The 12,286-nt window shown below is 47.6% G+C and carries 11 protein-coding genes; 4 read left to right on the forward strand and 7 right to left on the reverse strand.

The features are described 5' to 3' along the window. Positions 1-92: 92 nt before the first annotated feature. From L1D44_RS06795 to gmk, 6 genes are all read right to left on the reverse strand, one after another. Positions 93-1,748 (reverse strand): AMP-binding protein, encoded by a 1,656-nt coding sequence (locus L1D44_RS06795; RefSeq protein WP_239889446.1) that lies wholly within the window; start codon positions 1,746-1,748, stop codon positions 93-95. A gap of 286 nt (positions 1,749-2,034) precedes the next feature. Beyond that, positions 2,035-2,727, reverse strand: coding sequence for a tRNA (guanosine(18)-2'-O)-methyltransferase TrmH (trmH, locus tag L1D44_RS06800; RefSeq protein ID WP_239889447.1), 693 nt, complete (start codon positions 2,725-2,727; stop codon positions 2,035-2,037). Between the two features lie 84 nt (positions 2,728-2,811). Continuing rightward, positions 2,812-3,195 (reverse strand): RidA family protein, encoded by a 384-nt coding sequence (locus L1D44_RS06805; RefSeq protein WP_220768589.1) that lies wholly within the window; start codon positions 3,193-3,195, stop codon positions 2,812-2,814. Positions 3,196-3,222: 27 nt separating this feature from the next. Beyond that, positions 3,223-5,328, reverse strand: a complete 2,106-nt coding sequence (spoT, locus tag L1D44_RS06810; RefSeq protein ID WP_239889506.1) for a bifunctional GTP diphosphokinase/guanosine-3',5'-bis pyrophosphate 3'-pyrophosphohydrolase — start codon at positions 5,326-5,328, stop codon at positions 3,223-3,225. A 13-nt stretch (positions 5,329-5,341) separates the two neighbouring features. Continuing rightward, on the reverse strand, positions 5,342-5,623 hold the full coding sequence (rpoZ, locus tag L1D44_RS06815; protein WP_012275521.1) for a DNA-directed RNA polymerase subunit omega: 282 nt from the start codon (positions 5,621-5,623) through the stop codon (positions 5,342-5,344). 61 nt (positions 5,624-5,684) lie between these two features. Further along, positions 5,685-6,308: a guanylate kinase gene (gene gmk, locus L1D44_RS06820; protein ID WP_220768590.1), complete on the reverse strand. Its 624-nt coding sequence runs from the start codon at positions 6,306-6,308 to the stop codon at positions 5,685-5,687. A 335-nt stretch (positions 6,309-6,643) separates the two neighbouring features. Here gmk and L1D44_RS06825 point away from each other — a divergent pair, with 335 nt between their 5' ends. The 4 genes from L1D44_RS06825 (at position 6,644) to L1D44_RS06840 (ending at position 11,486) form a co-directional block, all read left to right on the forward strand. After that, on the forward strand, positions 6,644-7,789 hold the full coding sequence (locus L1D44_RS06825; RefSeq protein WP_239889448.1) for a DUF805 domain-containing protein: 1,146 nt from the start codon (positions 6,644-6,646) through the stop codon (positions 7,787-7,789). A 141-nt stretch (positions 7,790-7,930) separates the two neighbouring features. Beyond that, on the forward strand, positions 7,931-8,833 hold the full coding sequence (locus L1D44_RS06830) for an NTP transferase domain-containing protein (RefSeq protein WP_239889449.1): 903 nt from the start codon (positions 7,931-7,933) through the stop codon (positions 8,831-8,833). A 99-nt stretch (positions 8,834-8,932) separates the two neighbouring features. After that, complete coding sequence (locus L1D44_RS06835) at positions 8,933-10,003, forward strand: aminoglycoside phosphotransferase family protein (protein WP_239889450.1); 1,071 nt, start codon at positions 8,933-8,935, stop codon at positions 10,001-10,003. Between the two features lie 196 nt (positions 10,004-10,199). After that, positions 10,200-11,486, forward strand: coding sequence for an acetyl-CoA hydrolase/transferase C-terminal domain-containing protein (locus L1D44_RS06840; protein ID WP_220768594.1), 1,287 nt, complete (start codon positions 10,200-10,202; stop codon positions 11,484-11,486). A gap of 32 nt (positions 11,487-11,518) precedes the next feature. Here L1D44_RS06840 and L1D44_RS06845 read toward each other — a convergent pair whose 3' ends face one another. Beyond that, positions 11,519-12,217 carry an SOS response-associated peptidase family protein gene (locus tag L1D44_RS06845; RefSeq protein ID WP_239889451.1) on the reverse strand — a complete coding sequence of 233 codons (699 nt, stop codon included), beginning with the start codon at positions 12,215-12,217 and terminating at the stop codon, positions 11,519-11,521. Positions 12,218-12,286 lie beyond the last annotated feature (69 nt).

A 12,286-nucleotide genomic window follows, 5' to 3' on the forward strand; every position in this document is an offset into this window, starting at 1 on the left:
ATTAAATTTAGTTAATTGAAATACACTGTTTATAGAAGAAAAACGGCACACGTAAAAGTGTGCCGTTTTAGAAAATATATCTTTAGCAATTACTAGATTTCATCTTCCCAACAGACTTTACCACCACGAATGCCATCAACCTTGTCGCTAAACTTCTTCTCGAGAATATGGCGCTTGATCTTCAATGTTGGTGTTAGCACGTCATTTTCTACATCCCATGGCTCGCTGACGATGACGATAGCGTCGACCGTCTCATGGGACTCTAAGTGTGGGTTTACTGCATCTATGGTGTTTTTCAGCGATACCCTCACTTCTTCCCTTGGCTGTACCGTCGCCCCTTCTGACAACTGAACTAGGGCGATAGGGTGAGGTAGACCCGAGCCGATAACACAGATCATCTCCACATGGGGGTCTTGTGCAAGTTTGCGCTCGATCGGTACCGGTGCAACATACTTACCCTTAGCCGTTTTAAAGTTGTCCTTAACACGGCCGGTGATGCTGACGTTGCCCTCATCATCGATAGAGCAGAGATCCCCTGTATGGAAGAAACCATCTGCATCGAAGCACTTAGCGCTCTCTTCTTCTTGCTTATAGTAGCCCTGCATCAGGCCAGGGCTCTTAACCAAGAGCTCGCCCTCATCGGATTGCTTGGCTTCACAGCCTTCTACGGCGCGACCAACTGAGCCAATTTTTCTGGGATCGAATGGGTGGTTGATAATCGAGTAGGCACAGTTTTCTGTCATGCCCCAAGCTTCTGAAATATCCAATCCAATCTTGTGATACCACTCAACCAGCGATGGCGGGATTGGCGCCGAGCCAGAGCCTAATAGGTGGCAGTGCTCTAAGCCTAAACCTTGGTGGATCTTACGCTTCACTATGCTGCTAATGATCGGCACTTTTAATAGGAAGTTAAGCTTCTTGTAGCCGATCTTGTCGATAATATTTTTCTGGAATAGGCTCCAAAGACGGGGCACAGAGAAAAATACCGTCGGTCTTGCGCGCTGCACGTCGGCAACGAAGCTGTCTAGACTTTCAACAAAGGCGACACTGCTACCTGAATAGAAAGAGGAGCCTTGAATCGCCACGCGCTCGGTAATATGCGCCAGCGGCAAGTATGAAAGCAGCCTGTCTTGGACATCGGTTTTCAGGTCGCGCACAACCGCGGTACAGGTCCAGGCGTAACTGGCAAAGTTCTGAATTGCTCCCTTAGGCCGACCCGTTGAACCTGAGGTATAGATGATGGTCATGATCTGCTCAGGAGTTGGCAGCGGCGCATCGATTAATGGCTGCCCTAAGGTCAGCATCTTATCCCAGTGATATTGAGATGGCATGGTGTCGTAGGGCATGGCAATACGTAAAATGTCACCACCGACGCCAGCCTCTTGATCGGCCCAATAATCTAGCTTACCGATGAAAATGGCCTTGGACTCACTGTGTTCTAAGGTGTAGCGAATGGTATCGGCATTGGCGGTAGGGTAGATAGGTACGCTGATATAGCCACCGTGCATAAGGGCCAAGTCAGTAATAAACCACTCGGCGCAGTTTTTAGAAAGTACGGCAACCTTGTCTCCAGGATTGAGGCCTAGGTGTCTCAATGCGCCGGCAATCTGCTGCATCTTGGTTTGCACATCGCGCCAAGTAAAGGTCTTATATTTGCCGTCAATAGGCTGCTTTAGATAAACTTGATCGCCTTGTTTTTCAACCCAATGTTCGAGCATCTCAATCGGGGTTTTCATAGAGGATTCCATTGCAATTCCATATTGATAGTTGTTAATTTCAGTTCAGCCTAGTTATTTCTTTTTTGTTTTAATCGTTCGTTTAACAGGCTACTTTAAACTTGAGTATGGCGAAAAATGTGATCTAAGACAAACTTTTTCAAACGGTCGTTACAATTTCTACAAAAATGCGTTGAGGGACTGATTGGTATGAGTCGATAAAAAAATACCAGCAGGGATGCTGGTATTGTGCGGGGAGCTGGTTTAAATATGCAAAAGGAAGCGCTATATCAGAGCTACTTGATTTGTCGTACCAAGGTTACTCTTCGTCTGAAGGGGCGCGCATCTTCTGCCACCATGCTTCATCGGCAACAATTTGCCCGGTTTCATCTATGGCAGGATAAGGCAATTTTTTACGGCGACAGGCCTTGGCATAAATTGGATGGCCTTGCTCGAAGAGTTTCACTTGGCAGTAAGCTTCATCGAGTTTGCGTGTGCCATACATACCGGCTTCGGTACGCTGACGCTGGGCTTCATACATAATTAGCGCCGCGGCAACAGAGACATTAAGTGATTGCACCATACCTATCATTGGGATGATGATATGTTGATCGGCGCTCGCGATGCCTTCTGGGCTAACGCCATCGCGCTCATTACCTAAGATAATAGCGGTCGGGCGAGTGTAATCAATTTCACGAAAATCGACGGCAGTATCGGAGAAGGTGGTGGCTAAGATCTGCATATCCTTACCACGAAAATCACTGATCGCATCTTTCATGCTGTGATGCACGCAGGTCTTGACCCATTGCTGGCTACCCGAGGCTGTGTTACCTGACACACGCATCTCGATATCAGACCAAACAGCGTGTACTTCGTGCAGACCTGCTGCATCGGCCGTTCTTAGTACGGCGGCGATATTATTTCCCTTGTGCACGGTATCTAGGCACACGGTAAGATCGGGTTGACGGTTGTCTAGCATCTGGTTGATACGGGCGAAACGTTCAGGACTCATGGCAGGCTTCTAATTAGTGGGATAGCTGGTTTTAAATAATAAAATGGGCGCCGTAGCGCCCGTTTGATCGAGATATGGAAATGATTAGATCTCCATGACTCCATCCATCTCAACGAGCGAATCTTTCGGTAGTTGCTTCACACCGATAGCTGCACGTGCTGGATAAGGCTGCTCAAAGTAGCGACCCATGATCTCATTGACAGTGGCAAAGTTGCTAAGATCTGTCATAAAGATATTTAGCTTAACGATATCGCTAAGAGAACCGCCGGCCGCTTGGCAAACTGCGGTCAGGTTTTCAAATACTTGAACCACCTGAGCTTCAAATTCGTCGCTGACGATCTGCATTGATTCAGGATCGAGTGGGATCTGACCAGATAAATACACAGTGCTACCGACTTTAACAGCTTGAGAGTATGTGCCTATCGCTTGTGGTGCTTTATTGGTTGCGATGATGATCTTTTCTGCCATGCTCTTTCCTTGTTTATTTGAAGTAAATTAACGGTTTCTCGATGTACGCAATACTTCCGGAAGTACCCTGATCCGACGCATCACGTTAGCTAAATGAATGCGATCTCTCACTGAAATGCGTAGGTTGATGAGGAAAACTCGCCCATCACGCTCTTCAGTGGTTAAGTTATGAATGTTGGAACCTGCAGCGGCCACAATCGAGGTGATTTTAGCCAGCGCACCCTGATGATTGACTATCTCGACTCTCAGATTAGCTTGGTATTCAACGCCTTCTGCGCTATCCCACTGTACAGGAATGTACTTATCAGGCTCACCTTGATAACCACGAATATTGGCGCAGCTTTCCATGTGAACCACTAGGCCTTTGCCTGGGCTTACATGGGCAATAACCGCATCCCCTGGAATTGGACGACAGCAGTTTGCAAAGGTGACTAGCATGCCTTCGGCGCCGCGGATCGACATGGTCGGCACTTCTTTTTGCTCTTCAGGAGCGATCTGATCACCAAGTAGTCGTTGTGCGATAACGATGCTCATGGCATTGCCTAGGCCAATGTCGGCGAGCAAAGAGTTGAGCGAGTCATGTTTGGTATCCTGAACAACTTTATCTATCTGCTCTTGAGATAGACCGTCTAGCTTAGTCTCACCTAGCGCGTGATTAAGTAGACGCTTGCCCAGTAACACGGCATCGTCTTCTTTCAGGCTCTTTAGAAGCTGACGGATTTTGGCGCGAGCCTTACCTGTCACCACAAAGTTAAGCCAGGCCGCGTTTGGTCGTGCGCCATTGGCTGTAATAATCTCAACGGTCTGGCCGGAGATCAGTGGCTGACTCAGTGGATAGGCTTGGCGATTAACCTTGGCACCAACGCAGGTATTACCCACATCGGTATGGACTTCATAGGCGAAGTCGACTGGAGTGGCGCCCACTGGTAGCTCTAAAATACGGCCTTCAGGGGTAAACACGTAGATCTCTTCAGGGAAGAGTTCGGTCTTAAAGTTTTCAACAAATTCAAAAGAGGTGCTAGCGCTTTGCTGAAGTTCCAGCAAGCTCTGCATCCACTTACGAGCACGCACTTGGGTGGTGGTGCCTTGCTCTGCTGCGCTGCCTTTCTTGTACAGCCAGTGAGCCGCGACCCCTTTATCAGCCATCTGGTCCATATCTTCGGTACGAATTTGGATCTCAACTGGTACGCCGTGAGGACCAAAAAGTGAAGTATGCAGTGACTGATAGCCGTTAGCTTTAGGGATAGCGATATAATCTTTGAAGCGACCAGGATGCGGCTTATAGAGGCCGTGCATGGCGCCCATGACGCGATAGCAGGTGTCGATAGAGTCAACGATGACCCTAAAGGCATAGATATCCATCACTTCTTGGAATTGCAGCTCTTTATTGCGCATCTTGTTGTAGATGGAATAAAGGTTCTTCTCACGTCCTTTTACTGTGCCTTCTAGGCCAGTATCTTCAAGGCGAGTATTGATTGCCGCTTCGATGCTTTGGATAAGCTCTTTACGATTGCCACGAGCGGCTTTCACCACCTCTTTCAGTACGCGATGTCGCATTGGATAGTAGGCTTGAAAACCTAACTCCTCTAACTCGCTCTTAATATTATGAATACCAAGACGGTTGGCGATCGGTGCGTAAATTTCTAGGGTTTCTCGGGCGATGCGACGGCGCTTATCGGGCCGTAGTGCACCTAAGGTGCGCATGTTATGGGTTCTATCGGCAAGCTTGATCAGGATGACTCGGATATCTTGGGTCATCGCCATCATCATTTTGCGGAAGTTTTCGGCTTGGGCTTCTTTCTTATCGCGGAATTTGAGCTTATCGAGCTTGGAGACGCCTTCAACCAATTCAGCAATAGAGTCGCTGAATATTTCAGCTAGTTCTTCTTTGGTGACTGGGGTGTCTTCGATAGTGTCGTGCAAGAGTGCGGCCATAAGCGTCTCATGATCGAGACGCATATCGGCCAGGATGCGGGCAACCGCAACCGGATGGGTAATATAAGGTTCGCCACTCGTGCGCATCTGACCTTCATGGGCATCACGCGCCACCTGATAGGCCTGCTTGAGTAATTCTACCTGTTCAGGTTCTAAATAACCTGAAGCAGACTCCTTGAGACCTTCAAACAGATACAAGTGACTCCACTCCTTATATAGCGTTGCGGCCTTCAGCGATGGCAGCAACAGCAGCGATTTCAGCTGCTTCACGTTCACGAACTGTTTGGCGCTCATCGGCATCCAAAGTATCAGCTGTGACTAAACCTAGTTCGATTTCGCGCAGGGCGATAACCGTTGGCTTGTCGTTCTCTTCTTCAACCATAGGGTCTTTACCCTGCACAGCGATTTGGCGAGCACGACGCGCTGCAACCAGAATCATATCAAAACGGTTGCCGATTTGGTTTACGGCATCTTCTACAGTTACGCGAGCCATGTTTGGAAACTCCAGTGTTTTATCGATTGAAAAAATGACGAAAAATTGTACATGAAGACAGTTAGCCTGCCAACAGATCTTTAATCATATCATTTTGCGTATGAATTTGGCTAGCAGAGGTTAATCTTTGACTGCGAATGATCGCTAAAAGATCGGCCAGTGCTTTGTCGAAATCATCGTTGACGATAACGAAGTCATATTCATTGTAGTGTGACATCTCTGAAACCGCTTGTGCCATGCGGCCTGCAATCACTTCTTCGCTATCTTGTCCACGGCCGGTAAGGCGACGTTCTAGTTCGGTTTTTGATGGTGGCAAAATAAAAACGCCAATAGATTCAGGCATTAGCTTTTTAACTTGCTGCGCCCCTTGCCAGTCGATATCGAGAAATACATCAATACCCTTCTCTAGAGTTTGCTCGATCGTGACACGAGAGGTGCCGTAGTAGTTACCAAATACCTCAGCCCATTCAAAAAAAGCGCCATCGGCAATTAAGCTCTTAAACTCATCTTGATTAACGAAGTGGTAGTGTTGACCGTTCTCTTCACCTGGGCGTGGTTGCCTTGTGGTGTGCGAAACTGAAACTTGCATATCTACAGGCTGGTCTCGTAACAGAGCCGAAATAAGCGATGATTTACCTGCGCCACTTGGCGCTGAGACGATAAATAGGTTTCCGCGAGCGGTCATTAGCTGCATATCCGATGTTTGTACCAACTCGATCTAGACTCAAATTGGGCGATAAAAAGGTTAAGCGAGCCATTATACAGCCTAGGGTGATATTTGCGCTAGTCGCAGTTAGGGGAATTCCAGTCGTTGTGAGCAATTATTGTGGTGGGAACTCCTGCCTGTATCAATTATCTTTAATGATAAAATTGCCCGAAAACACTGACATTGAGAGGCAAATTCGGTAGGCTAGCTCTTTACTTTTTATGCTTTCGCCTGAGCATGGAAATGGGGTGCTGTTACAACATCAAGTTGGGGGAACAGCCGAGTCATAGATTATTATTTAAGGTCGGAAGAGTATGCAGCTTAAGTCGCTTTTGTGTGTTAATGGTTTAGATAATGGACAGCGCTTCGCTGCTATCAGTGGATTGATTTATTTCGTTTTATTGTTAGGTGTTGTGCTTTTTAGTCCCTCTGCTGCCTTGTATGGTGTCGCGCTATTTATCACACCAGTTTTAGCCTTAACCACGATGCGTCGATTGCGTGATAGCGGTAAATCACCGAAGTTTATTCTGTTAACGCTGTTGCCATTCTTATTGGTGCTGATCACCTTAGTGCATATTCAAAGCATGATGTTGTTGCTGACTTTGCTGGTGATTGCGGGTTTGGGTATAGGCTATATGGCTATACTACCTTCGACATCTGGCGCTAATTATGTGCAGGGTTATTCTGGGCCTGTGGATATGACAGCAAGTAACGCTACTGCCCGCTCTGCAGGTCAGCGTGTCAGAGTTGAGCCGACCCTAGGCGGTAGTGAATCGAGCGCGAGTTTTGAGGCAGAAGGTACTAGCGAGTTTGTAGAAACGGATGCCGATGCTTCAATTCAACAGCAATACGCTGATGCATACACAGGAGCTGAGACTCATAGGCAGTCATCATCTCTGCGGGGGGGTAAGACGCCATCAGCAATTAACCTAGCTCAGTTACGGCAGGCGCTGCAGGTTAATCAAAAGTGGCTGTTTGTCATCTCAGGTGTGTTAGTCAGCGTCATGTTGATTGCCAGCATCTGGTCACTTATTCCAACTTCCGAGCCAGAAGTCGAAACTGCGGCGCTGCCTGAAAATACCATTGAGAGTGCGCCTCAAACCGATCGGATCTCGACCGCTATGCCTGACGGGTTTAGCTTGGTGCTTGAAGATGATGTGTTGATCATGCGCTGGCTCGGAGAAACCGGAACGCCCACTAATATCTGGTCTTTAGCCACGGCGAAAGGCGATAAGACCTGCTCGCTTATGCGTTTTAATAACGGCACCGAATACCGTCCGCTTGTGGTTGACTTACTTGCGGATACTGGCACTGAAGCACGATTTTCTCCACTCGATACCGAAGCCATTATTGTCGATATGGCGAGGCGCGGTAACGTTAGCCTCTGCGGTTATAACTTTAGCTTGAAGGGCAGCCAAGCCGCACTTGGCAAGGTCGCCGCTTTCCGTACTTATTTATAACCCTGATTCCAAGCGTGGAATTGTAGAGCTGATTAGCATCGATTAGCGCTGGAAATTAGCCTATAGACTCATTAAACTGCTTCGCCTTATCGCGCGGTAGCACTTTAATCGTTTGAGGGCGCCATTGTTTGAGAGAGAGTCATGAGTAACAACAAGCAGGATTTAACCTTAGTGATCCTCGCGGCAGGTTTAGGTAGCCGATTTGGCGGCGATAAACAGCTGGCGCAGCTAGGGCCAAATGATGAGACCATGTTGGAGCTATCGCTAAAAAGTGCCTATCGCGCAGGGTTTAATCGTGCGGTACTGGTTATCCGTCCGGAGTTGGCTCCGCTGCTCGATGAGGTGTTAGCGGATAAGCTTGCCAGTGACTTTAGCTGCGAGTATTGCATTCAAGCACTCGATGATCTTCCTGTCGCTGGGCGCGAATTTGCCGATGTGGCTCAACGTCAAAAGCCTTGGGGCACAGCCCATGCACTTTGGAGTGCAAGAAATCATGTTCATGGCCCTATGGCTGTGATTAATGCCGATGACTTCTATGGCGACAGCGCCTTTAGCTTGCTCGCCGAAGGGTTATCGACAGCCGATGAGGATTGGATGATGGTGGCCTATCCAATCGGTTTGACCCTGTCTGAAAATGGTGGCGTGAATCGCGGTTTATGTCAGGTTGAGGCGGGGAAACTGGTGGATGTTGCCGAATGGCTCGATATTCGCTGTGAAGCATCGGGTTTAACTGGTACGTTAGACGAGCAGCGTTTTGCTATTGCCGATGATGCTGTGGTGTCGATGACTTGTTGGGGCTTTAAGCCAGATATTTTCGAGGTGGTAGAGCAGCAGTTTAATCAGTTCCTTGAGTACAATGGTCGCCATCCAAAGGCCGAGTGTTACCTGCCTACTGTGGTGCAAGCTCGACTCGATGCTCCGTCAGCTCCTCAGGCTAACAAGGTGGTCAATGTCAGCGTTGCTCAAGAGTCATGGTACGGCGTGACCTACCCAGAAGATGTTGCTTGGGTAAGAGACAAATTGCAGCAAACCCTGAGCAAATAATAGCGGTAAGCTAATTCCTTTTTTAAGAATCAACTGCAAGGAAAGTCTGGAGAAATAAGCCCGGATAGCAGAGATATATAGAGATAACTGGAGTGTTGGGTGATTGATTTTATAAGACAAAATGTTTTGTCGCATTTTGGTGTAAATGCAGATAGCGCCAAGGTGTCACCATTGGGTAATGGCCATATTAACCATACCTTTTTGGTGCTTAGTGTTGAGCGAGAATTTGTTCTGCAAAAAATCAATACAGAAGTATTTAAAACACCGATAGCTTTGGTTAACAATGCCTATAAGATCAGCCAGCACTTACAAGGCAAAGTGGCGGCCGATGAGTATCGTTTGCAGGTGGTTTCCCCTGAGTTAACCCTTGATGGTGAGCTTTTTGTCGATCTTGGGGAGCATGGGTTTTGGCGTGCGATAAATTATCTGCCTCACAGTCATAGTATCGATGTGGTTGGTAGTGAAGCCGATGCCGAGATGGCGGCTAAGGCATTTGGCCATTTTTCATCGGCCCTGTCGGGACTGGACGCCGAATTATTAGAGGATGTGATCCCTAATTTCCACCATCTGCCTGGACGTATCGAGCTCCTTACTCAAGCCGTCGAAGTCGATAGTCATGCTCGTTTGGCTGAATGTCAGCAGTGGGTCGATTTTGTGATGTCGCAAACCGAACTTTTACAGGAGTTGGCCGAGTTCGAGGGTAAGCTACCACGCCGAATCTGTCATAACGACACCAAAATTAATAACATGCTATTTGATAAGCGTGACATGACCAGCCTTGCGATTATCGACTTAGATACCTGTATGAAAGGTTATCTGATGTATGACTTTGGCGATATGGTGCGTACCTTCTGTAGCCCTGAGGCGGAAGACTCGACCGCATTGGATAAGGTGCAGGTCAGAGAGTCTATCTTTGCTGCCATCTGTAAAGGTTACCTGAGTGAGCTAGGTGATGTGCTGTCTGATGCTGAGCGCGAGAGCCTGTGGCTAGGTGCGCGAGTGATTTGTTTAATGATTGGTGTGAGATTCTTAACCGATCATCTCAATGGTGATGTGTACTTTCAAATTCACCATGCAGGCCATAACCTTGAGCGTGCAGCCAACCAGTTTACCCTGTATCAAAGTTTATTGGGCCAACAACACGTGCTCAGCAAGTTTTTACAGTCTTAAATAATCAGGGGAGTTCTTCCCCTTTTTTTATCCCATCAGTATTAAGAAAGTGATCGACTCAGGCTGCTTTTTGGCAACCGAATTCAACTTTTATCTTGTTTAAGATCAAACTCATGTTAACTGAGTGTTTGAACGCTGTTAAAGCAAGGCGTAACCTCATACACTGCGAACAGATTAATTCTATTAGGTATCATTTATGGCGCCAATTATCTGTGGCAGTGCTCTAGAGGCAGTATCTTTCATTGAGAGTGGTGAGACGTTATGGACTCACTCAATGGGAGCGACGCCAACCCTATTACTCAATGCCCTCGCTGAACATGCTTTAACCAAAAAAGACCTCACTCTATTACAGTTACATACCGAATGCGCTGAGTCTTTAAGTGATGAAAAGCTTAAGGGGCACCTACGACATAGGTGTTTCTTTGGCGGTTTGCCAACACGTTTGCTATTGCAGCAGGGGGATGCCGATTATGTGCCTATTTTTCTCTCTGAAGTGCCTAAGCTATTTCGTTCGGGCGAGCAGCCAATCGACACCGCCATTATTCAAGTCTCTCCCCCCGATAAGCATGGGATCTGTTCATTAGGTATTTCGGTTGAAGCGACCTTAGCAGCCTGTCAGGTAGCGGGAAAGATTATTGCTCATATCAACCCACAGATGCCGAGAACCCACGGCGATGGCTTTATCCATTACAGTAAATTTACAGCTGTTTATGAGCAGAGTATGCCACTGCCACAACACCCCTTAGCAGCCAGCGATGAAGTTAGCCTTGCGGTGGGTAGAAACGTCGCGCAGTTAGTACGCGATGGTGATTGCCTGCAAATGGGAATTGGCGCTATTCCTGATGCGGTTCTTTCCTGTTTAACTGATCACAAAGAGCTAGGAGTGCATACTGAGCTGTTTTCTGATGGGGTACTTAACTTAGTCGAACTCGGGGTGATCACTAATCGCTGTAAACAAGTGCATCCTGGCAAAATTGTTACCGGGTTTGCTCTCGGTAGCCAGCGGCTTTATGACTATGTTGATGATAATCCTTCGGTGATTTTCATGGATATAGAACAGGTTAATGACACCGCCATCATTCGTAAAAATCCTAATATGATGGCCATCAACTCGGCGCTGCAGGTGGATATTTCAGGGCAAATCTGTGCAGATTCTCTGGGCACGCGTATTTACTCCGGAGTAGGAGGGCAGATGGACTTTATTCGTGGAGCAGGGCTGTCTGAAGGTGGTCGCTCAGTGATTGCACTCCCCAGCACTGCTGCGAGGGGCTCTGTATCGCGAATAGCCACCGTATTGTCCCCAGGCGCTGGAGTCGTGACCACTCGTGCCCATGTGCACTATATCGTGACGGAGTTTGGTATTGCCAATCTGCGAGGCAAGTCCCTGCGTGAGCGAGCGCGGGCATTGATCGATATCGCTCATCCAGACTTTAGAGAGCAGCTCTGTCGAGAGACTTTTGATATGTGGGGCTTAACGGTTTAATCACTTATCTTAACTAGGCGTTCAGTTAACGCCTATACCAGATAATCGTTAGGAATAAGCCGAGTAGTCTGACCAATGGGTTGATGCTGACTCGGTTTATTTATTTGCTGCACTAGAAAATCATGCCTAAGAGCAGGCTTGAGTAAGTCATCAAACATCTCAACTTGTTGGTTAGCTGGGTTTAGCCAAGCATCGAGCACTTCATCATTTTGCGGCAAGATCATCGGGCTGGCTTTGCTGTGAAACGGCATAAGATCGGGGTGAGGTGGATTAGTGATGATGGAGCAGGATGTGGTCACTTCGCCGGTTTTCGGATGTTGCCAGTCTCGAAATAACCCGCCAAAAGCTATCGCCGAGTTCTCGGCGATAAAGTCGTGATAATAGCTATCTTTACCTTTCTTCTCAGTTTCACCAAAACCGCTGGCAATCACTAAGCAGCGACTCTCTCTAAATGGCTGAAAACCTGCGCTATTGGGAGTGTTTAGCTTGTCGAATCGAGTGTTAAATGAGGTGTAACGGCTGGGTTTAAAGCCTTCATAGCAAGTTTCAAGCAGTAACCACCAAGTGGCGGTTTGCAAGCGGCGCTCACCATCAATCTCACGCACGATGCTGATGTCATTAGTTGGCATTTTAAAGCGTCCAAACAACATCTCTTGCTGATTGCTAACCCGCAAGTCTTCCATCAGTGCTTGTACAAACATGTCATCAATAATATTGAGTCGACCACACATAGCGCTTTACCGTAAACAGATCTCGTATTGAGTATATGAGTGATTAGTTACGGAGTATAGCTAAGCATG

This window comes from Shewanella sp. Isolate13, assembly GCF_022398325.1.
In the GTDB taxonomy this organism is placed as follows: Bacteria; Pseudomonadota; Gammaproteobacteria; order Enterobacterales; family Shewanellaceae; genus Shewanella.